The sequence below is a fragment of the Lachnospira intestinalis genome (genome assembly GCF_040095895.1).
In the GTDB taxonomy this organism is placed as follows: Bacteria; Bacillota; Clostridia; order Lachnospirales; family Lachnospiraceae; genus Lachnospira; species Lachnospira intestinalis.
Map to the genome: position 1 here is coordinate 399,809 of NZ_JBBMFS010000002.1, position 24,646 is coordinate 424,454.

Genomic DNA, 24,646 nt, shown 5'->3' on the forward strand with positions numbered 1-24,646 from the left:
ATGGGATTATTCAGTAAATTAAAGGAAGGTCTGACAAAGACCAGGGATAATATCGTATCGGGCATTGATTCGGTATTCAGCGGATTTTCATCAATTGATGATGACTTTTACGAAGAACTTGAAGAAACGATGATTATGGGCGACATGGGTGTGCGTGCCACCGAAGAAATCATCGAGGAATTAAAGCAGAAGGTCAAGGAAAACAAAGTTAAAGACCCACAGGCGTGCAGACAGCTTCTGATTGATACAATCCGCGAAAAAATGGATCTGGGTGAAAATGCGTATGAATTTGAAAACCGCAAATCCATTGTTATGCTGATTGGTGTCAACGGTGTCGGAAAGACAACGTCTGTCGGAAAGCTTGCGGGACATTTAAAGGCGATGGATAAAAAAGTTGTAATGGCGGCGGCGGACACTTTCCGTGCGGCGGCGATTGAACAGCTTACAGAATGGGCAAACCGTACAGGCTGTGATATCATTGCACAGAGTGAGGGGTCTGACCCGGCGGCAGTCATTTTTGACTCCATTGCCGCTGCAAAAGCCAGAAATGCCGATGTACTGCTCTGCGATACGGCAGGACGTCTGCACAACAAAAAAAATCTGATGGAAGAACTTCGTAAGATTGACAGAGTAATTGAAAGAGAGTATGCTGATGCGTATAGAGAAAATCTTATTGTACTGGATGCCACAACCGGTCAGAATGCACTGTCACAGTTAAAAGAGTTTAAAGAAGTGACGGATATTACAGGTATTATTCTTACTAAAATGGACGGAACGGCAAAGGGCGGCATCGCTGTTGCTATTCAGGCAGAATACGGTATTCCTGTAAAATATATCGGTGTCGGCGAAAAAGTAGAAGATTTACAGAAGTTCGATTCCAATACATTTGTCAATGCATTATTTGACGTGGCAGAAAGTGAATAAAGATTACAAACAGCAAGAGAATGGAGAAGGTTATGGAAAAATTAACATTACAGAAATTTGAAGAAGCAGCGGAAAAAGTAAAAGAAGTTACCTTGCAGACGAATCTTGTATACAGCGAGTATTTCAGCGCACAGTCCGGCAACAAAGTATATTTAAAGCCGGAAAATATGCAGTATACAGGTGCTTACAAGGTACGTGGTGCATATTATAAAATCAGCACCATGTCAGAAGAGGAACGTAAAAAAGGTTTAATTACCGCATCAGCCGGCAACCATGCGCAGGGTGTTGCTTACGCTGCAAAGAAGTACGGTGTTAAGGCAACTGTTGTTATGCCGACAACAACACCACTTATCAAAGTAAACAGAACCAAGGGATATGGTGCAGAGGTTGTATTATATGGTAATGTATACGATGAAGCCTGTGAATACGCATTAAAGCTTGCAAAAGAACAGGGACTTACATTTGTACATCCGTTTGATGATTTAGATGTTGCAACAGGACAGGGTTCTATCGCTATGGAAATCATCAAAGAACTGCCGACAGTAGATTATATCTTAGTACCAATCGGCGGCGGCGGACTTGCAACCGGTGTATCAACACTTGCAAAGCTGCTCAATCCGAATATTAAGGTTATCGGTGTAGAACCGGCCGGCGCAAACTGCCTTCAGGAATCCATTAAGGCAGGGAAAGTCGTAACACTGCCGACAGTCAGCACAATCGCAGACGGTACAGCCGTAAAGACACCGGGTACAAAGTTGTTCCCATACTTACAGAAAAACCTCGACGACATCATCACCGTACCGGACGAAGATTTAATCGTAGCGTTCCTTGATATGGTAGAAAACCACAAAATGGTTGTTGAAAATTCAGGTCTTTTAACCGTAGCGGCTGTAAAGCAGTTAAATGTAAAGGGCAAGAAGATTGTATCCATCCTTTCAGGCGGAAATATGGACGTTATTACCATGTCATCTGTTGTACAGCAGGGACTTGTCCAGAGAAGCCGTATCTTTACCGTATCCGTACTTCTTCCGGACAGACCGGGCGAACTGGTGCGCGTAGCTTCCATCATTGCAGAAGCAAACGGAAATGTTATCAAACTGGAACACAACCAGTTTGTCAGCATCAACCGTAAAGCAACCGTAGAACTTCGTATTACAATTGAAGCTTTCGGACACGAACACAAAGAAGAAATCGTAGCAAAGCTTGAAAAAGCCGGACTGCGTCCAAGAATTGTAAAGGTCAATATCTAAGAAGAAATTTCGATTAGAATAAAAAGATATACAGATGTATGAACATAGCCCCGCCGTTTTTGGATATGAAACCGGCGGGGCTGTGTCAGTTAGACCACCCGAATCCACTCCACAGGCGGCAAATGAAGCAAAGTTGCCCGCCCACCCATTCCACAGGCGACGAGCGAAGCAAAGCCGCCGTCCACTGCCACCCCCGTCCGGGATGCCATCCTCCTCAAGGAAGAACCATAAGGGGCAGCCGAAGTTAAGTAACACGTTGAGGATGCCCCTTATGGTTCTTCCGCAACTTCACACTTTTTACATACATTTTACACATTTCTTCCATTTCCAACCGATAATATAATACCCATCAAAGGCAAAAACGAATAAGCATATGCCGGGCAGGAACGGCGGAAAAGGAGAAAGTTATGATAAATTATAAAAAATTGACGGTGGCGCTGATTTGCGGGACAATCCTTACATTTCCAATTGCTGGATGCGGGCTGACAGCGCAGACAACAGAAAATACAGCAGCGACAACACAACAGGGCATTACATTAACGTCATCCCAGAGCGTAGCAGACACTTCTGGACTGACACTGGAATTTGACGAAGAAGATACAGTTACATCCTATGACAGTACGACAGCTTCTTATGTGACATTAAGCCAGAACGGCAGTACCGTCAAAGGAAGCGGTGTCACGGCAGACGGCTCGACCGTGACGATTACGCAGGCAGGAACTTACGTTTTATCCGGTACATTCAGTGACGGAAGTATTGTCATTAATACAGAGGATAAAGCAACTGTCCGCATTATTTTGAACGGTGTGGACATCAGCAGTTCGACAACAGCGCCGTTTATCGTACAGAGTGCGAAAAAAGTCATTGTGACACTTGCGGATAATACCGTGAATAAATTTACGGACAGCGCAAGAAGCACAACAGAAAGCGAGGATTATTCAGCAGCATTTTATTCAAAAGCAGACCTTGTATTGAACGGAAGCGGTACATTAAATATTAATGCAGGATACCGCAACGGCATTAAGAGTACGGATGATTTAAAAGTGGTTTCCGGTACGTATCAGATTACAGCGGCAGAAGACGGTGTGATTGGAAAAGATTTGCTCGGTATTGCAGACGGTAACTTCACAATCAAATCCGGTACGGACGGCATGAAGTCAACTGATGATAAAGATACGACAAAGGGCAATATTATCATTGCAGGCGGTACATTTAAAATCGAAGCGGCAAGTGACGGTATTCAGGCGGAAAATATTTTAGATATACAGAATGGTACATTTGACATTACAACAGGAAATGGTTCAGCGGCGGTAGAAATGAAGAGCGGTGACAGCGGCGCAATGGGCGGCATGGGGACCATGGGTGTTCCGGGACAGAACGGCAGTGCGGGAACTTCTGCATCATCAGCTTCAATATCTTCCGATACGGATTCTGTCAGCATGAAGGCTTTAAAGGCTTCCAATGCGATTTATATCTGCGGCGGAACGATTACACTGGATACAGAAGATGACGGTATTCACAGCAATGATTCAATTACGATTGAAAGCGGAAATATTTCAATCCGTTCCGGTGATGACGGTGTTCATGCAGATTCCAGCCTGACAGTAAACGGCGGCGCTATTACAGTCGGTTACTGTTATGAAGGTCTGGAAGCAAAGGACATTGTGATTAATAACGGTGATATTACAATCAGCGCAGAAGATGACGGTATCAATGCTTCGGACGGTTCTTCTACGATGCAGACAGGCGGATTTGGCATGGGTGGTCAGAACCAGAGCAGCAGTAACAGTTCGGCACTGACGATTAACGGCGGTAATCTCTATGTAGAAGCAGACGGTGACGGACTGGATTCTAACGGCAGCATTACGGTAAACGGCGGTACAACCATTGTATGCGGTCCGACATCTTCCGGTGATACAGCAGTGGATTTTGACGGCGAATGTGTATTAAACGGTGGTACACTGATGGCATTCGGTTCAAACGGTATGGTTGAAACACCGACCTCTGCTTCGAATGGAAGCTGCATTGTGGCTGGATTTACCTCACAGCAGGCAAATACGGCATTCAGTATAACAGACAGCAACGGCAGTACAGTTCTTAGCTATACACCGGAAAAAGCCTATGCGGCGGCAGTCTGCTACAGCAGTGATTTAAAGAGCGGTCAAACCTATACCGTAACGGCAGGAAGTACATCCCAGTCCGTAACCGTAAACAGCAGCGTGACGACTTCAGGTATTTCATCTATGGGCGGCGGCGCACAGGGTGGCGGAAAAATGGGCAGCGGTCAGCCGGGCGGCATGCAGTCAGGAAACGGTACAGGTGGTGATGCCAGCGGAAATGCAGGCGGCGGTATGAGCCTGCCGGACGGCACAACAGATGGGCAGGGAAATGCACCACAGATGCCGGATGGAACACAGGGAGAGGTACCGGGTATGCCTGGCGGAACAACCGGCAGCGGTCAGATGGGCGGTCAGCCGGGCGGCAATGCCGGCGGAAACGGCGGCATGAACGCTCAGAACAGTTCTTCTAACGGCATCTAAAAAGGAAGGCTGTTTCGCCGGATAACCGGTCTGACGGACAGTCTGTAAGAATATGAAAAAATAATTTTGCAATACGCAAAAAATATACTATAATAGGAAGTACTACAGAATCAGATGAAATGGGGTGCTTCCGGAATGATGAAAAATCATCCTTATAAAAAATACATATATGCGGCAGTGAGTCTGTTTGGTGTGATTGTCCTTTCAATCATCGTCTTCTTTATCATTTTCAGATATGGAGAAATCAAACAGGCACTGCGGCATATTTTTAATACCCTGATGCCGTTTATAATCGGAGCGGCGCTGGCGTATATGGTTTGTCCGCTGTGCAGGACAATTGAAAAGTTTTATCTGCGGATACTTGAAAAGACAGAGCGGATAAAACAGGCAAAAAAGGAAAAGCTGGCATTGACGGCAAGTGTTTTTACGGGAATCTTTATTACACTGGTTGTCATTTATCTCATTATCATTATTATTGTACCGCAGCTGATTACAAGTGTGATCCGTCTGGTTCAGATTCTGCCGGACAGCGCGGACAGACTGGTAAAGTGGTTAGAGAAAATGTTAAATTCCAACGAGCAGCTTCTGGCAGTTTCGCAGGAGCTGGTAGATAAAGGGTATCATTTTATTACCGACTGGCTCTCAAACGGACTGTTAGAATCCGTAGAAAATATCGCAACGGGATTATCAAGCGGTGTGATCAGTTTCTTTACGCTGATGCTGAATTTGTTTATTGGTGTGATTGTTGCAATATATTTACTGCTTTCAAGAAAGAAACTTGCAAGACAGGGAAAGCTGATTTTATATAGTATTTTCAAAAAAGAGGCAGCGGATTCGATTATGGATGAAGTTTATTTTGCAGATAAGACATTCAGCGGATTTATCAATGGAAAAATTGTTGATGCCGTGATTGTTGCGGTAATCTGTTACGTCGGCATGATGCTGTTTAAGGTCATCACCGGGGCACAGGTGACAATGAGTGAGGTGCTGGTTGCCGTGATTGTCGGTATTTTTAATGTGATACCGTTTTTTGGCTGGTATATCGGACTGTTTGCATCGGCACTGCTGATTTTAATCGTCAATCCGGTACAGTGTGTATTTTTTGTGGTATTTGATTTTATCTTACAGCAGATTGACGGTAACATTTTAGGACCGAAGATTCTTGGTGATACGACAGGGCTTTCCAGCTTCTGGGTGCTTTTTTCGATTCTTTTATTTGGAGATTTGTGGGGATTTGCAGGAATGTTAATCGGCGTTCCGGTATTTGCCGTAATTTACCACATTATATCCCAGCTGGTTGCAAAGGGACTGCGCCGCAACGGACAGGAAGAAATGCTTGTACAGTACGAGCGGGATTTTCCGCCAAAGCAGCCGGAGGAAACAATTGTACGGAAAATAAAACAATAAAAATTAAAAGTGTCAAGTATTTTTGCTTGACACGTATTTGCTTCTGTGATAGTATAAATTTTGTCATTCGACAGAAAAACTGTAACACAGAAATGAAGGGTGCTTATGGAACGAATCGTTGAGCAGACGCTCCTGTATGATTTTTATGGGGAGCTGCTGAATGAACATCAGCGTCAGATTTATACGGAAGCCGTATTTAATGATTACTCGTTAAGCGAGATTGCGGATGAATACGGTATTTCAAGACAGGGTGTTCATGATTTGATAAAACGTGTGGACAAGACACTGACCGAGTATGAAGAAAAGCTTCATCTGATTGAGAAGTTTATTGCCACCAAGGAAAAGGTACACTTAATTGACCGGTATGCGAATGATTATATTTCTTCGAGTGATATTGACTGTATTCACAAGATACAGGATATTGCAAAAGAAATTATTGAGGATTTTTAATCCGGCAGTATAGTAGAAGTGAGGGCTTATGGCATTCGATAGTTTATCAGACAAGCTTCAGAACATTTTTAAAAACCTTCGCGGAAAAGGACGGCTCACCGAAGCAGATGTAAAGACCGCTTTGAAGGAAGTAAAGATGGCATTGCTTGAAGCAGATGTTAATTTTAAAGTGGTAAAGCAGTTTATCAAGTCTGTGGAAGAACGGGCAATCGGTCAGGATGTTATGCAGAGCCTGACACCGGGGCAGATGGTGATTAAGATTGTCAATGAGGAAATGGTTTCTCTCATGGGCTCCGAGACGACTGAGATTGCATTAAAATCCGGTAATGAGATTACGGTCATTATGATGGCAGGTCTTCAGGGTGCAGGTAAGACAACGACAACTGCCAAGCTTGCCGGTAAGTTTAAGTCAAAGGGTAGAAAGCCTTTGCTTGCTGCGTGTGATATTTACCGTCCGGCTGCGATTGAACAGTTACGGATTAACGGTGAAAAGCAGGGCGTGGAAGTCTTTTCCATGGGTACGAACAACAACCCTGTCGATATTGCAAAAGCGGCAATTCAACATGCAAAAAATAATAACTTCAACGTTGTTATTTTAGATACAGCCGGACGTCTTCATGTAGATGAAGACATGATGGCAGAATTACAGCATATCAAGCAGGAGATTGCTGTAGACCAGACAATACTGGTGGTTGATTCCATGACAGGACAGGATGCGGTCAATGTGGCTGCAACATTTAATGAGAAGATTGGAATTGACGGTGTAATCCTTACCAAGCTGGATGGCGATACGAGAGGTGGTGCGGCACTTTCAATTAAGGCAGTGACCGGAAAGCCGATTCTGTATGTCGGTATGGGCGAAAAGCTTTCCGATTTGGAACAGTTTTACCCGGACCGTATGGCTTCCAGAATTTTAGGTATGGGAGATGTGCTGACGCTGATTGAAAAAGCAGAAGCGCAGATTGACGAAGAACAGGCAAAGAAAATGGGTGAAAAGCTCAAAAAAGCCGAGTTCGATTTTAACGATTTCCTTGATTATATGGGACAGATTAAAAACATGGGCGGCATTGGTTCGATTCTGAATATGCTTCCGGGTATGGGTCTTGGCGGTCAGATGAAAAACATGACAGTGCCGGATGATGCAGAAGATAACCTGCGCCGTACAGAAGCGATTATCTATTCCATGACAGCAAAGGAAAGAGCGAATCCTGACATTTTAAATCCATCCAGAAAGAACCGCATTGCAAAGGGCGCGGGTGTCGACATCAGTGAAGTCAACCGCCTTGTAAAGCAGTTTGACCAGATGAAAAAGATGATGAAACAGATGCCGGGAATAATGAAAGGTGCTAAAAAGGGACGTTTCCGTCTGCCTTTTTAACATAAATGTTTATTCAGAATAATTGTAGGAGGTGAAATACAAAATGGCAGTAAAAATCAGATTAAAGAGATTAGGTGAGAAGAAGTCTCCTTTCTATAGAATTATCGTTGCAGATTCAAGATCTCCAAGAAATGGTAGATTTATTGAAGAAATCGGTACTTATGATCCTAATTACGATCCTTGTAAGTTAAACATCGATTCTGAGCTTGCTAAGAAGTGGTTAGCAAATGGAGCACAGCCGACAGAAGTAGTTGGTAAGCTTTTCAAGATGGCTGGTATCGAAAAGTAAGAGCCTGATGGAGGTATTATCTATGAAAGAATTGGTTGAAATTATTGCTAAGGCATTAGTGGATAATCCGGATGAAGTTGTTGTAACTGAAACTGAAAAAGATAAAGCCATCATAGTCGACTTAAAGGTTGCCCCATCCGATATGGGTAAGGTAATCGGAAAATCAGGCAGAATTGCTAAGTCTATCAGATCAGTTGTTTCTGCAGCTGCATCAAAGACTGACAAAAAGGTCATAGTAGAAATCGATAACTAGAGTCATAAAGACTATGTAAAGAGCCATGCAGACAGTTTTGTGAGTATTCACAAGCCGCTGCATGGTTTTTTCAAATATATGGAGTGTTTATGGAAGATTTATTACGGGTTGGTGTGATTACGGCAACACACGGCATCCGCGGGGAAGTGAAAGTATTTCCGACAACAGACGACCCTCAGCGGTTTAAAAAGTTAAAACAATGTGTCATTGAAGGAAGACGGGAAAATATTGAACTGGAAGTGCAGTCGGTGAAGTTCTTTAAACAGTATGTTATCATAAAATTTAAAGGATACGACAGTATCAATGACATTGAGCAGTTTGTCAAGAAAGATTTAATGGTCACAAGAGAGCATGCGGTCAAGTGCGAGCCGGGCGAATATTTTATCTGCGATTTAATCGGACTGGATGTTATTACGGATACCGGCATGAACCTTGGGAAGCTGACAGAAGTGCTGGAAACAGGCGCAAACAATGTTTATGAGGTTACAACGCCGGACGGAAAAACAGTACTGATTCCGGTTATTGACCAGTGTATTCTTGCCCATGACATGAAAGAAAAGACGGTGACGGTGCATCTGCTGCCGGGACTGCTGGATATGAATTAAGCACTATACAAAAAGTGCTTGCATTTTTATTTGGAGTATGCTAGACTTAACTAGTTGTGAGAAAAGAGATGGTCCTCTGTTACAGGAAATGTATTAAGAACATCCAAATATTAAGGAGGTCACACATGAACGAAATTATTAAGAACATTGAAGAAGCACAGATGAAGGCAGAAGTACCTGCATTTAACGTAGGTGATACAGTAAGAGTATCTGCTAAGATTAAGGAAGGTAACCGTGAAAGAATCCAGGTATTCGAAGGTACTGTATTAAAGAAGCAGGGTACAGGCGTTCGTTCTACATTCACAGTTAGAAAGATTTCTAACGGCGTAGGCGTAGAAAAGACATGGCCATTACATTCTCCAATCGTAGAAAAGGTTGATGTTGTAAGACGCGGTAAAGTAAGACGTGCAAAACTCAATTACTTACGTCAGAGAACAGGTAAGGCTGCTAAGGTAAAAGAATTGGTTCGTTAATTCTTCAACGGCTTATATGGACAGACACGGTAATTGTGTCTGTCCTTTTATTTTATAAAAAATTGTGAGGTACATATGATTTCATTTCAGAGAAGATATCAGGAAAATACAAAATTACTGACAGTGTGTAAGTGGATTGCGGACCTTCTGATTGTGATTCTGCTGGCATATACGCTTACCCTGTTTTTATGTGACCGTACAACGATTTCAGGAAATTCCATGCAGCCGGCGATAGAGAATGAAGATACTGTGTTGCTTAACCGGATTGCATATTCCTTTCATGGACCGAAAAGGTACAGTATTATCGCCTTTCATCCGAATGGTGTAAAAACTTCAAAGATTTATGTAAAGCGTGTTATCGGTCTGCCGGGTGAAACGATTCAGATTCACGACGGAAAAGTATATATTAATGGCAGTGTGCTGGAAGATGACGTTTCGGAAGATGACATTTTAACGGCAGGTCTGGCAGCAGGTGAACTGACACTGGGGGAAAATGAGTACTTTGTACTGGGAGATAACCGCAATAACAGTGAAGACAGCCGCTTTGCCAATGTGGGTGTTGTGAAAAAAGACGACATCGTGGGTTCGGTATGGTTTATTGCAAGCCCGATGAAAAGAATGAGATTATTATAAAAGCCGTCAGGCGGAATGGAGCAGAATATGAATTATCAATGGTATCCGGGACATATGACCAAGGCAAGAAGAATGATGGAAGAAAACATTAAACTGATTGATCTGGTGATTGAACTGGTTGATGCAAGAATCCCTTTAAGCAGCAGAAATCCCGATATTGACGGACTTGCAAAAAATAAGGCACGTATCATTTTACTCAATAAATCCGATTTATCCGATGAACGCAAAAATGTGATGTGGATTGATTATTTTACCCAAAAAGGTTTTTATGTATTAAAATTAAATTCCAAGAGCGGAGCGGGGGTCAAACAGGTCAACCAGACGATTGTCCTTGCCTGCAAGGAAAAAATAGAACGCGATAAAAGAAAGGGTATTTTAAACCGTCCGGTGCGTGCAATGGTTGTCGGTATTCCGAATGTCGGAAAGTCGACCTTTATCAATGCATTTGCAGGAAAAGCCTGCGCAAAGACCGGGAATAAGCCGGGGGTTACCAAGGGCAAGCAGTGGATTCGCTTAAATAAGAATGTAGAACTGCTGGATACACCGGGTATTTTATGGCCGCGATTTGAAAATCAGGAAGTCGGACAGCGGCTTGCCATGATTGGCTCAATGAATGACGAAGTGTTAAATCTGGATGAGCTGGCACTGGATACAATTAAATTCTTATTAAAAGAATATCCCGGAAATTTAAAAGAACGCTATGGGATTGAAGAAGATGCAGAAGCCTTACAGGTCATGGAAGCTATTGCAGCACGGCGCGGCTGTGTAAAGCAGGGCGGAATTACCGATTATGAAAAGACAGCGGGCATTGTTCTGGATGATTTCAGAAGCGGAAGAACCGGCAGAATTACACTGGAAGTACCGGAAGAATAAGGAGCGGTCATCACATGGAAAAAGAGCAGAAAATAACAAAAGCAGAGCTTGCACGAATAAAGCGTGAAGAAAAGCTTGCGGCAGAGCGGGAACGGATAGAAGCCCTGTGCGAATTTGAAAAAGAATACGATTACTGCCGGTATATCTGCGGCATTGATGAAGCAGGCAGAGGTCCGCTTGCAGGACCGGTTGTGGCAGGGGCGGTTGTACTGCCGAAGGGCTGCCGCATTTTATATATCAATGATTCCAAGAAATTAAGCGAAAAAAAGCGTGAAGAACTCTTTGACGTTATCAGCCGTGAAGCAGTCAGTGTGGGAATCGGTATTGTATCGGCACAGCGTATTGACGAGATTAACATTTTGCAGGCAACGTATGAAGCCATGCGGCAGGCTATTCAGAAACTGAGTGTACAGCCCGATATATTATTAAACGATGCTGTAACCATTCCGGGCGTGGAGATTGCACAGGTGCCGATTATCAAAGGTGATGCAAAGAGCCTTACAATCGGTGCTGCCAGTATTATGGCAAAGGTGACAAGGGACAGAATGATGGCGGAGTATGATAAAGAATATCCGCAGTATGGATTTGCAAAACATAAAGGATATGGAACGAAACAGCATACACAGGCACTTTTAGAGTATGGTGCCTGTCCGATTCACCGGAAAACATTTTTAAAAAATATATTAAATACTGAAAGGGTATAATGATATGGCATTTCACATTTCAGGTTTTTTACAGCAGATGGTTTCAGGTACAAAAAGTTCCGAAAGTGCATCAACAGAGAGTGCGGCGGCGGAAAATGCAGGACAGACAGAGCAGACTGCGCAGGTAAATACCATCAATGCAAAGTATCTGGCATCTTTGCTGGCAGGAGATACGGTTACCGGTGTTGTAAACAGCATGAAGGACAAACAGGTTATTCTCAGCCTGCCAAACGGTGAGAATCTTTTTGCACGTCTTGCACAGGGGGCACAGGTGCAGTTAGGGCAGAGCATGACCTTTCAGGTGCAGGAAAATAAAGGTAATTTTGTTGCATTAAAACCGCTTTTCGGGGATGCGCAGCAGATGGTGCTGGTACAGAAGGCACTTGAAGCGGCCGGACTTTCTGTGAATGAAAGCAATATGGCGATTGTGCAGGAACTGCTGGCGCGGAATATGTCTATTGATGCCGCAATGTTAAATGAAATGGTAAAAAACAACCTGAAATTCCCAAATGCCAGTCTGGATACCATGGCGAATCTTGTGAAACTTAATATTCCCGTTACGCAGGAAAATATCGAACAATATGAAGCTTATACGCATTACGAGCGCAATATGGCAGGTCAGTTAGACAGTCTGCCGTCCGCTCTGTCAGATACACTTACACAGCTTACCGGTCAGGATCCGGTGCAGGCAGGGGCATTTTTAAAAAATGTGACTGCGGCGCTGTATGAAGGACTTCCGCAGGAAATGCAGGCGGGCCTTTCGGAAACAATGCCGCAGGATGCGGTGCGGGAAGGGCTTGCACAAAAAATCACGGAAACCTTTAATGATACACCGCAGGGCGGACAGGCACAGGCGCTGGCAGAACAGATTACAGAAGGAAATGCCACCGTAAAAGAAACATTGTCACAGCTGGCGGATTTGATTGCAGGGACAAAGAATACACCGGATGATACGCAGGCTGCCGGACAGACAGAGAAAAAACTGACACAGTTACTGGCTTCTAAAGAACTTGGACAGCTGCTGAAGGGGCAGATTGAAGAAACACTGTATTTAAAACCACAGATGGCAGACAGCGAAGAAAGCATCAAGGGATTTTATAAGCGGGTGCGCTCCTCACTGGAAGCCGTTTCAAAGGAAACACAGAAGGCAGCAGAGGGCTCAGCGTTATCTGCCAATTTAAACGAAATCAAAAGCAATATTGATTTCATGAATGACTTAAACCGCAATATGACGTATTTCCAGATGCCGGTGCGCTTTTCAGAAGGCACCGGAAATGGAGAGTTATACGTATTTACAAATAAAAAAACACTTCACAATAATCCCGAAAATGTGAGCGCCCTCCTACATCTGGATATGGAACATTTAGGTCCTGTCGATGTGTATGTGAAACTGGCAGGCAAAAATGTCACAACGAATTTCTGTCTGGAGGATTCGGAAACACTGGATTTTGTGTATGATCATATTGACCGGCTTAATGCCCGTCTGGAAGCGCTTGGTTACACGGCACATTTTGAGATGAAACTGACACAGCCACAGGAAAATTTTGATTTTGAAAAAGATTTTCTGCAAAATCAGACAGGAGGCGCACCGACGTCCCAATATATTTTCGATATCAAAGCATAAGTTTATAGATTGTTCATTTGCACAATGAAAAGCAGTGGATTATAATGGGAGTGTACAAATATGACAAATAAAAAGGATACAGGAGAGCAGAAGCGGAAGGTTTCTGTGGCACTTGAATACGTTCCCGGAGAAGAAGCACCGAAAATTATTGCATCGGGAAAAGGTGTTCTGGCGGAAAAGATTATTGAGCGTGCAAAGGAAGCGGATGTGCCGGTGTATGAAGACAGCAAGCTTGCCAATACGCTTTCCAAGCTGGAAATCGGAGATATGATACCGCCGGAATTATACAGCGTGGTTGCCGAGATTCTGGTCTTTGTAGATGATATGGATAGATTAAGAAGTAAAGTGAAAAAGACAGGAAAATAATGAACACACGACAGCGGGGAAAAGAATGGGAACAGAAGGTGTGCCGGTATTTAAAGGACAAAGGTTATTTTATCGTAGATGTAAATTTCGCCTGTGCCTGCGGTGAGATTGATATTATTGCGGCACAGAGGCAAACGCTTGTTTTTATAGAGGTGAAATACCGCAGAAATGCCCGGTACGGTTATGCCTTAGAAGCGGTGACACCTGCAAAACAGAAGAAAATCCGCAGGACAGCGGACGTCTATCTTGCAAAACACGCACAGAATACAGTGTTTGCAGGGGTAGATTGCCGTTTTGATGTAATAGGAATTGATGATGGGGAGATTACGCATATTGAGGATGCGTTTTAAAATTTAAAATGGAGAATAGAATGGAATCACTGACATGGAATAAAACAGACACGGATGCAGTTTATGCGTATATGCAGGAGCAGGAGCGCCCGGCATATATGGATACGGTCAGAAGTGTTACGGCAGAAAACGGTGTGCCGTATTTAAGGTTTCCGATGCTGGAATCGGAGTCTTTTATTGAACATGGATTTTCAACACGAAAAGGCGGTGTCAGCACCGGTATTTACGAAAGCATGAATCTGACTTTTAATCTCGAGGATGATCCGGAAAATGTGTCGGAAAATTTCAGAAGAATGGCGGCTGCGCTTCATACTGTACCGGAAAAGATGGTATACAGTAAGCAGACACATACAACCAATGTCTTAAAAATAGAAGAACACCACAAAGGAATGGGAATTGTACGGGAGCGTGATTTTGACAATATAGACGGACTGGTGACAAATGTGCCGGGAATCTGTCTGGTTACTTCGTATGCCGACTGTATTCCTCTTTTTTTTGCGGACAGCCGCGATCAATGTATCGGATTGTCCCATTCGGGCTGGAGAGGAACGGTGGGAAATATCGCACAGGTAACAGTTGATGCCCTCATAAGAGAATACAATGCCAATCCTGCATATATCAAAGCGGTTATCGGACCGGGAATCTGCAGGGGCTGTTATGAAGTAAGTGAAGATGTTGCAGTGCAGTTTCAGAAAAAGTATCTGCCACAGGAAGCAGAGCATATTGTAACACCGGGGAAAAGTGTAGGAAAATATCAGCTGGATTTACAGCTTGCCAATTATTATAACCTGATTCATGCAGGAATCCACCCGGAGCATATTGCGGTGGCAGATGTCTGTACCTGCTGTAATTCAGACCTGTTGTTTTCACACAGGGCAACAAAAGGCAGACGTGGTATTTTATGCGGAATGATGTACATAAAGGAGTAGGACATGATAGATGATAACAATTTAGCACAATCATTACTGGTTAATAAAGAGGACTTTAGAAAAACGATGGAAACCAATGCACGGTTTCAGGAACTGATGATGATGTACCGGTGTGCAATACGGGAAATCCAGACAAAACTGGAAATCTTAAATGACGAGTTTAAAACGAAAAACCAGCGCAATCCGATTGACAGTATCCGGACAAGAGTAAAAAGCCCGGCGAGTATTTTTGATAAAATGCAAAGAAAAGGTTTTGAGGTATCCATCCAGTCTATCGTCAACAATTTAAATGATGTTGCCGGAGTACGTGTGGTATGCCCGTTTATCAGTGACATTTATGCAGTAGCCAATATGCTGATTTCACAGGATGACGTTGAAGTGATGGAGGTGAAGGATTATATTAAGAATCCGAAGCCAAACGGATATAGAAGCCTTCACTATGTAGTTATTATTCCGATTTATCTTTCTTCTGGTAAGGAGTACATGAAAGTGGAAGTGCAGATTCGTACGATAGCCATGAATTTCTGGGCAAGTCTGGAGCATCAGATGCATTATAAGCAGTTTGGCAATGAGGAAATGCCGGAAATCGTCAATGAACTGACGGTCTGTGCGGATACGATTTACAATACTGATGTGCATATGCAGGAAATCCGGGAGGAGATTCACCGGCTGGAACATCCGGAGTGTCTGCCGGTGGAATAGCGCAATATAAGCTTATGAATAATAGATAAGATAAAATAAAACTGTGAAACCGATAGTCTTTAAAAGCAAAGGCTTTGTGGTTTCACAGTTTTTTAGTTTAACTTACTGGTAATTGTTGCCGTTTTGTCCTCCGGATGTTTCATTTTTAGATATTCCTGTTTCAGATACTTCTGTTTCGCCGGAGGCTTCCTGTACTTTTTTAGCAGCTTCGGCTTCCTGCCTTGCGTATTCGGCACGTAGACGTTTTTCATCGGCTTCAATCTGCTTTTTTGTCTTTTTCTTACTTTTTTCTACCAAATATACAATCAGTGCAAGCAGTAAAATCGGTACGGCAAGCGTAACAACAGAAGCAAGAATTTCCGTAAAAAATGCATTTTCTAAAATTGATTTATGAATCGTTTTATACTGTGCTGAAGTGACTACGTCCGTTAAAAGCTGTGCGGTTGCGCTGTCAATTTCTTCACCGTTGGACTGGATAAAGAAAGAGATGGCATTGCCCTGCATTACGGTGTAATACTTCTTCATGTAGACTGTGACCTGATTGTTGGCAACGGACTTTACACTGGTGACAAAGTAAGGGATACCGTTTACATGTTCAATCGCGGAAGCTGTAATATTTTCGGTGACGCTCTCATTGTCTATGGCATCACTTTTCTGCAGATATTCATTAAAAAGGCTGTCCAGATCCGTATCGGAAAGTTCCGTAAAGTCGGCTGATGCACTTCCTGCTTCTTTGCCGCTGATAATCAGTTCATAGCGTACATCCTGTGGAACGGCTTCTAAGTAAACGTGGTTGACGACCATTAAAGAACGCAGTTCTTCAACGTCATCCGTACCGATTAAATCCAGATAAGCGTTGTTGGAAGTGACAGAGCGGGTAAAACCAATCAGCTCGGACGGAACCTGTACTTCCAGATTAATATCCGAAAAACGGTATGTTGTGGTATTTTCTGCTGCCGCGCATGAAAATGAAAAGAGCAGTGCCATCAGACAGAAAGCCATAAGAAAGGCAGTGCCTTTCCGATAAAATTTTAACAAATGTTTCAAGTGGGTTACCTCCTGTAATGTAGTAAAAAATGTAGTTTCAGTAGTATATTTTCAGTGTTTTCCCCTCATGAATGATAGCATATAACTTTACAAAAAGCAATGAAACTGATATTATATATTTAACTATGCATTAGGAAGAAATGGAGATTTATATATGAGTAAACCAATCGTTGCGGTTGTCGGCAGACCGAATGTCGGAAAGTCTACGCTTTTCAATCATCTTGCCGGACAGCAGATTTCAATTGTAAAAGATACACCCGGTGTTACAAGGGATAGAATTTATGCAGAGGTTTCATGGCTGGATAAGAATTTCACCCTGATTGATACGGGTGGTATCGAACCGGAAACCAAAGATATTATTCTCGCGCAGATGAGAGAGCAGGCACAGATTGCCATTGATACGGCAGATGTCATTATCTTTATTACAGATGTAAGACAGGGGCTTGTCGATGCGGATGCTAAGGTGGCGGATATGCTGCGCCGTTCCCACAAGCCGGTTGTGCTGGTTGTCAACAAAGTGGACAACTTTGAAAAGCTGATGCCGGACGTTTATGAATTTTATAACTTAGGTATCGGTGACCCGATTCCGATTTCTGCAGTCGGAAAGTTAGGTATTGGCGAAATGTTAGACGAGATTGTTAAGCATTTTCCGGAGGATACGCAGGAAGATGGAGAAGATGATCGTCCAAAGATTGCAATTGTCGGTAAACCAAACGTTGGAAAATCATCTATTATTAATAAGATGGTCGGCGAACAGCGCGTGATTGTTTCGGATATTGCAGGAACAACAAGAGATGCCATTGATACGCCGGTTGTTTATAACGGCAGGGAGTATGTCTTTATCGATACTGCGGGACTCCGCCGTAAGAGCAAAATTAAGGAAGAACTGGAACGTTACAGTATTATCCGTACCGTTGCTGCGGTGGAAAGAGCGGATGTGGTGATTCTGGTCATTGATGCGACAGAAGGTGTTACGGAGCAGGATGCCAAGATTGCCGGTATTGCACATGAGCGTGGAAAAGGCATGATTATTGCGGTGAATAAATGGGATGCCATTGAAAAGAATGACAAAACGATTTATGAGCATACGCAGAAGATTAAAGATACGCTTTCCTTTATGCCGTATGCGGAACTGCTGTTTGTATCGGCAAAGACCGGACAGCGTCTGAATAAAATTTATGACATGATTGATATGGTGATTGAAAGCCAGACGATGCGTATTCCAACAGGTGTGTTGAATGAAATTTTAACAGAAGCCGTTGCCATGCAGCAGCCGCCGTCAGACAAGGGCAAGCGCTTGCGCATTTACTATATGACACAGGTTGCGGTAAAACCGCCGACGTTTGTGATGTTTGTCAACGATAAAGAACTGACACATTTTTCATACACACGCTATATTGAAAATAAAATCCGGGAAGCATTTGGATTCCGCGGTACGGCACTGCGGTTTATCAACCGGGAACGTAAGGAGAAAGAATAAAAAATGGAACGAATCATTTGTCTTGTAATCGGGTACCTTTTTGGCAATATTTTCCAGACCGGATACTGGTATGGCAAGTTTAACCATATTGACATCAGGGAATACGGAAGCGGCAATGCGGGAACAACCAATGTTATGCGTACACTGGGAAAGAAAGCGGGCATTATTACGTATCTTTTAGATACTTTTAAGGCTGTTTTTGCTGCACTCGCAGTTCATTTCCTGTTTGGCAGAAACAGTGATATTGAAATGCTGCTGTTTTTATACAGTGGTTTTGGTGTTGTACTGGGACACAATTTTCCGGTATATTTAAAGTTTAAAGGTGGAAAGGGAATTGCGGCAACTTCGGGAGTGGCGCTTTCCCTGCTGCTGTTTCCGAAGCACTGCTGGGTATTTGCGGTATTCGGACTGATTACTTTTGCATCGGTAACGCTGATTTCTAAGTATGTATCATTGGGTTCACTGGTGTTTATTACATTATTTCTCATTGAATTTTTAGCGTTCGGTGCGGCAGGATGGCTTCCGCTTACAGGCGGTGCAAAACTGGAAGCATACGGTATTTTAATTTGCCTTACGGTGCTGGCTTACATCAGACACCGCGGCAATATCGGACGACTGATGCACGGAACTGAAAGAAAGATTGGACATAAGGCTTAAGAAGGGAGAACAAAATGGCAAAGGTAAGTGTGATGGGTGCAGGAAGCTGGGGACTCGGACTTGCAATTCTTTTAAATAATAACGGACATGATGTAAAAGTCTGGTCTGTTTTTCCTGAAGAAATCAAAGTGCTTGATAAAGAGCGTGAAAATAAAAAATGTCTTCCGGGTGTGCATATTCCCGAAAAGATTGAAATGACGGCAGATACGGAATACGCAGTAAAGGGTGCAGATGTCATTGTACTTGCAGTCGCTTCGCCTTATACACGTTCCACTGCAAAGTTATTTGCACCGTTTGTAAAAGAAGGACAGTATGTTGTCAATGTCGGAAAGGGAATCGAAGAAAGCACATTAATGACACTGTGTCAGGTGGTAGAGGAAGAAATTCCGGCGGCGACGGTTGCTGTGCTTTCAGGACCAAGCCACGCAGAAGAAGTAGGACGTCTGATTCCGACGACCTGTGTTATTGGTACACATAAGAGAAAAGATGCAGAATATTTACAGAATATTTTTATGAGCGATGTTTTCCGTGTATATATCAGTCCGGATATGCTGGGAATCTGTATCGGCGGTGCATTAAAAAATGTCATTGCGCTGGCAGCAGGTATCGCAGACGGATTGGGGTATGGTGATAATACAAAGGCGGCACTGATTACAAGAGGGATTGCCGAGATTTCAAGACTGGGAACGGCTATGGGTGCCAATCCGTCTACATTCAGCGGACTTTCAGGTATTGGTGATTTGATTGTTACCTGTGCCAGTATGCACAGCCGCAACAGACGTGCCGGTATCCTGATTGGACAGGGTAAGACCAAGGATGAAGCCATGGAAGAAGTGCAGATGGTTGTAGAAGGTGTATTTTCTGCAAAGGCAGCATTTGCACTGGCACAAAAATACAATGTTGAAATGCCGATTGTAGAGCAGGTCAACAAAGTTTTATTTGAAGATAAAAAACCGGCGGAAGCAGTCAAAGAATTAATGCTCCGCGATAAAAAAATGGAAACAGGAGAATGGTCAGAATGAGAGTAATTGCAGGCAGTGCAAGAAGTCTTCCGTTAAAGACACTGGAGGGCATGGATACCCGCCCGACAACAGACAGAATAAAAGAAACCCTGTTTAATATGATACAGTCGGAAATACCGGGCTGCCGCTTTCTGGATTTATATGCGGGGAGCGGGGCGATTGCTATTGAAGCGTTAAGCCGTGGGGCAAAAGAAGCCGTGCTGGTTGAAAATTCAAAAGCAGCGTGTGCCTGTATCCGTGAAAATCTCGCGTTTACAAAGCTGGATTCACAGGCAGTTTTAATGGAACAGGATGTTGCGGCGGCAATTGTAAGACTGTCGGGACAGGAAGTGTTTGATATTGTATATATGGATCCGCCATATGCAAAGGATTATGAGCGCGGGGCATTGGAAGCGCTTGCTGCAGGCAGTATCATTGACGGATATACGACGATTATTATAGAAGAAAAACTGGATACGGATTTGTCGTATGTGCAGGATTTGGGCTATACCATTACAAAGACAAAAATGTATAAGACGAATAAACATGTATTCCTGAAAAAGGAAGGAAAGTGATAATAATGAAGAATGCAATCTATCCGGGCAGTTTTGACCCGGTTACATTGGGACATCTGGATATTATCCGCCGTTCATCCCGCCTGGTGGATCATTTAATTGTCGGTGTATTAAATAATAATACAAAAACACCGTTGTTTTCAGTAGATGAACGTGTTAATATGTTAAAAGATGTAACTAAGGATATAGACAATGTCGAAATTTTAAGTTTTCGTGGGCTGCTTGTTGATTTTGCAAAAGAACATCAGGTGCAGACGATTATCAGAGGGCTGCGTGCAGTGACGGATTTTGAATATGAACTGGCGATGTCGCAGACAAACCGGGTGGCGAATCCCGATGTAGATACCATCTTTTTAAATACAAGTCTGAAGTATGCTTATCTGAGTTCAAGCATGGTAAAAGAAATGGCAATGTATGGGGGCGATATCAGTAAATTTGTTCCGCAGCAGGTAATTGGCAGAGTTTATGAAAAATATGGCATTACACAGCAATAAAACAAATTACATAAAGAGGTAGAACTGCTATGAGTAGAATTGAACAATTAATCAGCGATATAGAAGCATATATCGATAACTGTAAGTACCAGCCTTTTTCCAATAATAAGATTATTGTCGACAAAGATCAGTTAGAGGATATGTTGTCTGAGCTTCGTTTAAAGACACCGGATGAGATTAAGAAGTACCAGAAAATTTTAAATAACAAAGATGCGATTATTTCAGATGCAAAAGAGCAGGCAGAGTCAATTCTGAATGCGGCACAGATACAGACGGAAGAATTAATCAATGAACATGAGATTATGCAGCGGGCATATGCGCAGGCAAATCAGCTGATTGAGCAGGCAACTGCGCAGGCACAGCGCATTCTGGATTCTGCAACGGAGGATGCTAATAACATCCGTATTGGAGCAGTACAGTATACAGATGACATGCTTGGAAAGTTACAGTATATTATCGAACATTCGATTAAGGATAATAAGGAAAAGTATACGTCCTTAATGACTGGTCTTGAAAATGTTCTGACGGTTGTCACCAACAACCGCAAGGAGCTGGTTGTTGAAGATGAAGAACCACAGCAGGAAACAGCAGAGCAGGCCGAAGCCGTGGAGGATGATTCTGAAGATGTGGTATATGAAGAAAATGACGACCTTTTAGATGATGATATTTAAAAATGGTTTTTAAAGCAGTACAATACAATGAAGACAGGTAAGAACCGTAAGAAGCAGTTTGCCGCATATGTATTTTTTTATGCCAAAGCTGCTTCTTTTTGTTATGCCTGCCGTCTGCATAACCGTGGAAAAGCCGCCGAAGGCATTGACTGCAAGGATTAATATTGTCTGATAAAAAAGCGGGACAGGAAAGCGGCTGATAAGATAGATGCCGTTTGTAATTTCTGTAATGCCGCATAAAATTCCTGTGATATAGATATTTTTAATAGGTAGCAGACAGATATACGCAGACAGACATGAAAAAACGATGATATAGCCGCCCAGTTTTAATATGCTGACAACCGCACTCCAGATAGAATCGTCTAAAAGCTGTGAGAAGGCGGGCGGATTAGATTCAGCTGTCAGAGTAAGCGGTGTCCGCATTTGTGTGCGGTGCAGGACTAAAGTGATAACAATACATTCCAGAGCAGGCAGATAAATGCACAGCAGGACTAAAAAGGCAGATATTTTTTCGTTTAAAGAAGAAAAAAGAATGTAATTGATAACAAATGACGGACTTGAAAGGTTGCAAAACGGCATCAGACGTTCGCACAGTGTTTCACCGGGGTTGGCTTCATGCAGCTTACTGCATAAAAATGCACCGACAGGGAAACCGCACAGCAGACCGGTTATGCAGACGTAAAGATAAGACAGTCCTGGCTTTAGCGGAAAAAGGTATAAAATACAGGAAGTCAGAATCATGGCGGGGAACAGTCCCGGAAGAATGACCTCACCCCAAAGCTTTAAACCGGACAAAACGCCGTTAAATGAAATGCGTGGAAACGCAATAACAGCGGCAAAAGCACTTAAAACAAGTATTTGATTGAATTTTAGATTCCATTTTTTCATAAATTCTACACGAATCCTTTTTTGCGTTATAGTGGTGCAATTATAATGCCTGCGAATTGTTCCGTACTGCGTACTTACACAATTCTGCCTGATATTACATATATTGCCTGCGGACATAATTTATGAATCTGAATCATAAAGATATAACAAATCAGGGGTTACCATAAAACGTGAGGTGTGTGTGAAAAAGAGCCGGGCATATGTGCTTTTGGCGGCACTGGTTGTTTTTATCTGCATTTGTACAGCTTCTTTAACAGAAGGCAGGCTGCCGCTGAAACGGGAAGCTTTGACACTGCAAAACGATAACCTGCGCGCCATGCGGATTGAACTGACGGCAGAAGAAATTGCCCAATATGCGGATGAATGTAATCTGCCGGTGGGCGAATATCTTTGTACATTGATGGCGGCGGAAAACTGGACGGCAGATGTGCAGACAGCACAGAGCCTGACACACAAACAGGCGGTGGCACTGCGCAACCGTCTGGTGCGCCATTATCCGGAAGAATTTTATAAGATGAGCAGTCTGTATGCGGGGCTTGTTGCGGATATGCAGTGCTTTCCTATACCGGTATCTAAAGGAAATGAACAGATGTGGGTAGAATACTGTGATTCATGGGGACTGGAGCGTACCTATGGCGGAGAACGCAGGCATGAAGGAACGGATATTATGGCACAGAACAATACGCCGGGCATTTATCCGGTGCTTTCTGCTACGGCAGGGACAGTGACCAATATCGGCTGGCTGGAACTTGGTGGCTGGAGAATCGGTATTACGTCGGAAAATGGTATTTATTACTATTATGCTCATCTGGATTCATATGCGCCGCTGTCTGTCGGAGATACAGTTACGGCAGGACAGCTGCTGGGATTTATGGGCAATACCGGGTACAGTAAGGTTGAGGGGACAAAAGGAAAGTTTGACGTCCACCTGCATTTTGGTATCTATGTAACAGACGAAAACGGCACGGAACTGGCAGTGAACCCCTGCTATTTACTGAAAACAATTGAAAATAAAGTGCTGTATTATCAGTACGGGGTATGATATAATGAGCGCAAAGGAAAAGGAAGCGGCTGCGAAGCAGACATTTACTTTTCCTGCGCCATTAACGAACGAATCGCCATGCGAAGCAGGGCGAGGAGCGCGACAGCGCGGATTCGTGAGTGCGAGAGCGAGGTGAATCGCCCGACAGAGCAGGGCAAAACCGCAAGAAAGTGGAGTTGAAAATATTATGGAATTGCAGATGTGGAAGGAAATTCTGACCCCCTATGATTTGGCGGTTGAAGAATTAAAAGTCAAATTTAATCATATTGTAAAAGAATATCAGCAGATGAACGGCTATTCGCCGATTGAACAGGTGCTTGGACGTGTAAAGAGTATTTCCAGTATTATTGATAAGGCACAGAAAAAAGGCATCGACATGGATAAAATCGAAACCCAGCTTGAAGATATTGCCGGAATCCGCTTAATCTGCCAGTTTACAGAAGATATTTATACAGTTGCAGGTCTTATCCGTGAACGCAGTGATATGCAGGTTAAAAGTGAGAAAGACTATATTACGCATCGCAAGAAAAGCGGATACCGCAGTTATCATATCATTGTATTATATAAGGTGGAAACCATTCGCGGGACGAAAGAAATCCCGGTCGAGATTCAGATTCGTACACTGGGTATGAATTTCTGGGCGATTATCGAACACTCACTTCAATATAAATATAAGGGTAATATCCCGGAACATGTACGGGCAAGACTGACATCAGCTGCCAATGCCCTGATTACGCTGGACAATGAAATGTCTTCTATCCATGATGAAATTATCGACGCGCAGAATTTCTATATGGTGAAAGCTAATATTGTATCGGATATTCTGGGAAATATCCAGAACTTGTATAAGGTGGCAAATAAGCGTGAGATTATACAGATTCAGGATGAATTTTATGAGATTTATCAGGAAGGCGACATCAGCAAACTGGAACGCTTTAACCGGCAGTTAGACATTATTGCTGAGGGTTACCGCGCGCAGGCAACTTAAAAAAAGATACATCATGAAATTAAAGAAGCATTAAAGGAAGCAAAGAACATGAA

28 protein-coding genes are annotated in these 24,646 nt (G+C 43.2%); 26 read left to right on the forward strand and 2 right to left on the reverse strand.

Annotation, left to right across the window (positions count from 1 at the left end; all coding sequences use genetic code 11):
- The 18 genes from ftsY to WMO37_RS04215 all read left to right on the forward strand — a co-directional run bounded on the left by ftsY (position 1) and on the right by WMO37_RS04215 (position 15,750).
- The gene (gene ftsY, locus WMO37_RS04130) at positions 1–924 is read left to right on the forward strand and encodes a signal recognition particle-docking protein FtsY (RefSeq protein ID WP_022432155.1); all 924 of its coding nucleotides are present in this window, start codon (positions 1–3) and stop codon (positions 922–924) included.
- A 32-nt stretch (positions 925–956) separates the two neighbouring features.
- A complete protein-coding gene (gene ilvA, locus WMO37_RS04135) occupies positions 957–2,174 on the forward strand; it encodes a threonine ammonia-lyase (RefSeq protein WP_022432154.1) in 1,218 nt (405 codons plus the stop codon).
- A 407-nt stretch (positions 2,175–2,581) separates the two neighbouring features.
- Complete coding sequence (locus WMO37_RS04140; protein ID WP_349154362.1) at positions 2,582–4,714, forward strand: carbohydrate-binding domain-containing protein; 2,133 nt, start codon at positions 2,582–2,584, stop codon at positions 4,712–4,714.
- A 135-nt stretch (positions 4,715–4,849) separates the two neighbouring features.
- Positions 4,850–6,121 (forward strand): AI-2E family transporter, encoded by a 1,272-nt coding sequence (locus WMO37_RS04145; RefSeq protein ID WP_349154363.1) that lies wholly within the window; start codon positions 4,850–4,852, stop codon positions 6,119–6,121.
- Between the two features lie 105 nt (positions 6,122–6,226).
- Entirely contained in the window at positions 6,227–6,571 is a 345-nt protein-coding gene (gene ylxM / locus WMO37_RS04150; RefSeq protein WP_022432151.1) for a YlxM family DNA-binding protein, read from the forward strand.
- 28 nt (positions 6,572–6,599) lie between these two features.
- Entirely contained in the window at positions 6,600–7,949 is a 1,350-nt protein-coding gene (gene ffh, locus WMO37_RS04155) for a signal recognition particle protein (protein WP_349154364.1), read from the forward strand.
- 43 nt (positions 7,950–7,992) lie between these two features.
- Positions 7,993–8,238: a 30S ribosomal protein S16 gene (gene rpsP / locus WMO37_RS04160; protein ID WP_022432149.1), complete on the forward strand. Its 246-nt coding sequence runs from the start codon at positions 7,993–7,995 to the stop codon at positions 8,236–8,238.
- A 22-nt stretch (positions 8,239–8,260) separates the two neighbouring features.
- Positions 8,261–8,491 carry a KH domain-containing protein gene (locus tag WMO37_RS04165; protein WP_022432148.1) on the forward strand — a complete coding sequence of 77 codons (231 nt, stop codon included), beginning with the start codon at positions 8,261–8,263 and terminating at the stop codon, positions 8,489–8,491.
- 89 nt (positions 8,492–8,580) lie between these two features.
- Positions 8,581–9,096: a ribosome maturation factor RimM gene (gene rimM, locus WMO37_RS04170; protein ID WP_022432147.1), complete on the forward strand. Its 516-nt coding sequence runs from the start codon at positions 8,581–8,583 to the stop codon at positions 9,094–9,096.
- Positions 9,097–9,221: 125 nt separating this feature from the next.
- On the forward strand, positions 9,222–9,569 hold the full coding sequence (gene rplS, locus WMO37_RS04175; protein ID WP_022432146.1) for a 50S ribosomal protein L19: 348 nt from the start codon (positions 9,222–9,224) through the stop codon (positions 9,567–9,569).
- A 75-nt stretch (positions 9,570–9,644) separates the two neighbouring features.
- Positions 9,645–10,202 (forward strand): signal peptidase I, encoded by a 558-nt coding sequence (gene lepB, locus WMO37_RS04180; RefSeq protein WP_227089404.1) that lies wholly within the window; start codon positions 9,645–9,647, stop codon positions 10,200–10,202.
- Positions 10,203–10,229: 27 nt separating this feature from the next.
- Positions 10,230–11,075 carry a ribosome biogenesis GTPase YlqF gene (gene ylqF, locus WMO37_RS04185; protein ID WP_227089405.1) on the forward strand — a complete coding sequence of 282 codons (846 nt, stop codon included), beginning with the start codon at positions 10,230–10,232 and terminating at the stop codon, positions 11,073–11,075.
- A complete protein-coding gene (gene rnhB, locus WMO37_RS04190; protein WP_436970252.1) occupies positions 11,072–11,779 on the forward strand; it encodes a ribonuclease HII in 708 nt (235 codons plus the stop codon). Before ylqF ends, rnhB begins: the two co-directional genes overlap by 4 nt.
- A gap of 4 nt (positions 11,780–11,783) precedes the next feature.
- The gene (gene fliK / locus WMO37_RS04195) at positions 11,784–13,403 is read left to right on the forward strand and encodes a flagellar hook-length control protein FliK (RefSeq protein ID WP_349154366.1); all 1,620 of its coding nucleotides are present in this window, start codon (positions 11,784–11,786) and stop codon (positions 13,401–13,403) included.
- 60 nt (positions 13,404–13,463) lie between these two features.
- Positions 13,464–13,769 (forward strand): EscU/YscU/HrcU family type III secretion system export apparatus switch protein, encoded by a 306-nt coding sequence (locus WMO37_RS04200; protein ID WP_022432141.1) that lies wholly within the window; start codon positions 13,464–13,466, stop codon positions 13,767–13,769.
- Complete coding sequence (locus WMO37_RS04205) at positions 13,769–14,119, forward strand: YraN family protein (RefSeq protein ID WP_349154367.1); 351 nt, start codon at positions 13,769–13,771, stop codon at positions 14,117–14,119. The genes WMO37_RS04200 and WMO37_RS04205 overlap by 1 nt, the downstream gene beginning before the upstream one ends.
- A 20-nt stretch (positions 14,120–14,139) precedes the next feature.
- Positions 14,140–15,048: a peptidoglycan editing factor PgeF gene (gene pgeF / locus WMO37_RS04210; protein ID WP_349154368.1), complete on the forward strand. Its 909-nt coding sequence runs from the start codon at positions 14,140–14,142 to the stop codon at positions 15,046–15,048.
- Between the two features lie 3 nt (positions 15,049–15,051).
- Positions 15,052–15,750, forward strand: a complete 699-nt coding sequence (locus WMO37_RS04215; protein ID WP_022432138.1) for a GTP pyrophosphokinase — start codon at positions 15,052–15,054, stop codon at positions 15,748–15,750.
- A gap of 102 nt (positions 15,751–15,852) precedes the next feature.
- On the opposite strand, the gene WMO37_RS04220 is transcribed toward WMO37_RS04215, so the two are convergent.
- On the reverse strand, positions 15,853–16,797 hold the full coding sequence (locus WMO37_RS04220) for a hypothetical protein (protein WP_349154369.1): 945 nt from the start codon (positions 16,795–16,797) through the stop codon (positions 15,853–15,855).
- Positions 16,798–16,951: 154 nt separating this feature from the next.
- Between WMO37_RS04220 and der the strand changes: the two genes are divergently transcribed.
- The 6 genes from der to WMO37_RS04250 are packed head-to-tail and all read left to right on the forward strand — an operon-like array spanning position 16,952 to position 21,675.
- Positions 16,952–18,277 (forward strand): ribosome biogenesis GTPase Der, encoded by a 1,326-nt coding sequence (gene der, locus WMO37_RS04225; RefSeq protein ID WP_022432136.1) that lies wholly within the window; start codon positions 16,952–16,954, stop codon positions 18,275–18,277.
- 3 nt (positions 18,278–18,280) lie between these two features.
- Positions 18,281–18,934 carry a glycerol-3-phosphate 1-O-acyltransferase PlsY gene (gene plsY, locus WMO37_RS04230; RefSeq protein ID WP_349154370.1) on the forward strand — a complete coding sequence of 218 codons (654 nt, stop codon included), beginning with the start codon at positions 18,281–18,283 and terminating at the stop codon, positions 18,932–18,934.
- 14 nt (positions 18,935–18,948) lie between these two features.
- Positions 18,949–19,956 (forward strand): NAD(P)H-dependent glycerol-3-phosphate dehydrogenase, encoded by a 1,008-nt coding sequence (locus tag WMO37_RS04235; protein ID WP_227089409.1) that lies wholly within the window; start codon positions 18,949–18,951, stop codon positions 19,954–19,956.
- A complete protein-coding gene (gene rsmD, locus WMO37_RS04240; RefSeq protein ID WP_349154371.1) occupies positions 19,953–20,510 on the forward strand; it encodes a 16S rRNA (guanine(966)-N(2))-methyltransferase RsmD in 558 nt (185 codons plus the stop codon). Before WMO37_RS04235 ends, rsmD begins: the two co-directional genes overlap by 4 nt.
- Positions 20,511–20,515: 5 nt before the next feature.
- Entirely contained in the window at positions 20,516–21,004 is a 489-nt protein-coding gene (gene coaD, locus WMO37_RS04245; RefSeq protein WP_022432132.1) for a pantetheine-phosphate adenylyltransferase, read from the forward strand.
- Between the two features lie 29 nt (positions 21,005–21,033).
- The gene (locus WMO37_RS04250) at positions 21,034–21,675 is read left to right on the forward strand and encodes a hypothetical protein (RefSeq protein WP_022432131.1); all 642 of its coding nucleotides are present in this window, start codon (positions 21,034–21,036) and stop codon (positions 21,673–21,675) included.
- Positions 21,676–21,684: 9 nt separating this feature from the next.
- Here the strand turns inward: WMO37_RS04250 and WMO37_RS04255 are convergent, their stop codons facing one another.
- Positions 21,685–22,563 carry a hypothetical protein gene (locus WMO37_RS04255; protein WP_349154372.1) on the reverse strand — a complete coding sequence of 293 codons (879 nt, stop codon included), beginning with the start codon at positions 22,561–22,563 and terminating at the stop codon, positions 21,685–21,687.
- Positions 22,564–22,744: 181 nt separating this feature from the next.
- On the opposite strand from WMO37_RS04255, the gene WMO37_RS04260 reads away from it, so the two are divergent.
- Together WMO37_RS04260 and WMO37_RS04265 are read left to right on the forward strand one after the other, a co-directional pair.
- Positions 22,745–23,605 (forward strand): M23 family metallopeptidase, encoded by an 861-nt coding sequence (locus WMO37_RS04260; RefSeq protein WP_022432129.1) that lies wholly within the window; start codon positions 22,745–22,747, stop codon positions 23,603–23,605.
- A 187-nt stretch (positions 23,606–23,792) separates the two neighbouring features.
- The gene (locus tag WMO37_RS04265) at positions 23,793–24,593 is read left to right on the forward strand and encodes a GTP pyrophosphokinase (protein WP_022432128.1); all 801 of its coding nucleotides are present in this window, start codon (positions 23,793–23,795) and stop codon (positions 24,591–24,593) included.
- Positions 24,594–24,646 lie beyond the last annotated feature (53 nt).

Bases quoted from the DNA above. Each gene is read 5' to 3' on its own strand.
- WMO37_RS04255 (WP_349154372.1), bottom strand. From the start codon at position 22,563: ATGAAAAAATGGAATCTAAAATTCAATCAAATACTTGTTTTAAGTGCT.
- lepB (WP_227089404.1), top strand. From the start codon at position 9,645: ATGATTTCATTTCAGAGAAGATATCAGGAAAATACAAAATTACTGACA.
- ylxM (WP_022432151.1), top strand. From the start codon at position 6,227: ATGGAACGAATCGTTGAGCAGACGCTCCTGTATGATTTTTATGGGGAG.
- WMO37_RS04165 (WP_022432148.1), top strand. From the start codon at position 8,261: ATGAAAGAATTGGTTGAAATTATTGCTAAGGCATTAGTGGATAATCCG.
- WMO37_RS04265 (WP_022432128.1), top strand. From the start codon at position 23,793: ATGGAATTGCAGATGTGGAAGGAAATTCTGACCCCCTATGATTTGGCG.
- coaD (WP_022432132.1), top strand. From the start codon at position 20,516: ATGAAGAATGCAATCTATCCGGGCAGTTTTGACCCGGTTACATTGGGA.
- rimM (WP_022432147.1), top strand. From the start codon at position 8,581: ATGGAAGATTTATTACGGGTTGGTGTGATTACGGCAACACACGGCATC.
- ftsY (WP_022432155.1), top strand. From the start codon at position 1: ATGGGATTATTCAGTAAATTAAAGGAAGGTCTGACAAAGACCAGGGAT.
- ffh (WP_349154364.1), top strand. From the start codon at position 6,600: ATGGCATTCGATAGTTTATCAGACAAGCTTCAGAACATTTTTAAAAAC.
- WMO37_RS04205 (WP_349154367.1), top strand. From the start codon at position 13,769: ATGAACACACGACAGCGGGGAAAAGAATGGGAACAGAAGGTGTGCCGG.
- rplS (WP_022432146.1), top strand. From the start codon at position 9,222: ATGAACGAAATTATTAAGAACATTGAAGAAGCACAGATGAAGGCAGAA.
- WMO37_RS04140 (WP_349154362.1), top strand. From the start codon at position 2,582: ATGATAAATTATAAAAAATTGACGGTGGCGCTGATTTGCGGGACAATC.
- plsY (WP_349154370.1), top strand. From the start codon at position 18,281: ATGGAACGAATCATTTGTCTTGTAATCGGGTACCTTTTTGGCAATATT.
- ylqF (WP_227089405.1), top strand. From the start codon at position 10,230: ATGAATTATCAATGGTATCCGGGACATATGACCAAGGCAAGAAGAATG.
- pgeF (WP_349154368.1), top strand. From the start codon at position 14,140: ATGGAATCACTGACATGGAATAAAACAGACACGGATGCAGTTTATGCG.
- rpsP (WP_022432149.1), top strand. From the start codon at position 7,993: ATGGCAGTAAAAATCAGATTAAAGAGATTAGGTGAGAAGAAGTCTCCT.
- WMO37_RS04215 (WP_022432138.1), top strand. From the start codon at position 15,052: ATGATAGATGATAACAATTTAGCACAATCATTACTGGTTAATAAAGAG.
- WMO37_RS04235 (WP_227089409.1), top strand. From the start codon at position 18,949: ATGGCAAAGGTAAGTGTGATGGGTGCAGGAAGCTGGGGACTCGGACTT.
- fliK (WP_349154366.1), top strand. From the start codon at position 11,784: ATGGCATTTCACATTTCAGGTTTTTTACAGCAGATGGTTTCAGGTACA.
- WMO37_RS04200 (WP_022432141.1), top strand. From the start codon at position 13,464: ATGACAAATAAAAAGGATACAGGAGAGCAGAAGCGGAAGGTTTCTGTG.
- WMO37_RS04145 (WP_349154363.1), top strand. From the start codon at position 4,850: ATGATGAAAAATCATCCTTATAAAAAATACATATATGCGGCAGTGAGT.
- ilvA (WP_022432154.1), top strand. From the start codon at position 957: ATGGAAAAATTAACATTACAGAAATTTGAAGAAGCAGCGGAAAAAGTA.
- der (WP_022432136.1), top strand. From the start codon at position 16,952: ATGAGTAAACCAATCGTTGCGGTTGTCGGCAGACCGAATGTCGGAAAG.
- rsmD (WP_349154371.1), top strand. From the start codon at position 19,953: ATGAGAGTAATTGCAGGCAGTGCAAGAAGTCTTCCGTTAAAGACACTG.
- WMO37_RS04250 (WP_022432131.1), top strand. From the start codon at position 21,034: ATGAGTAGAATTGAACAATTAATCAGCGATATAGAAGCATATATCGAT.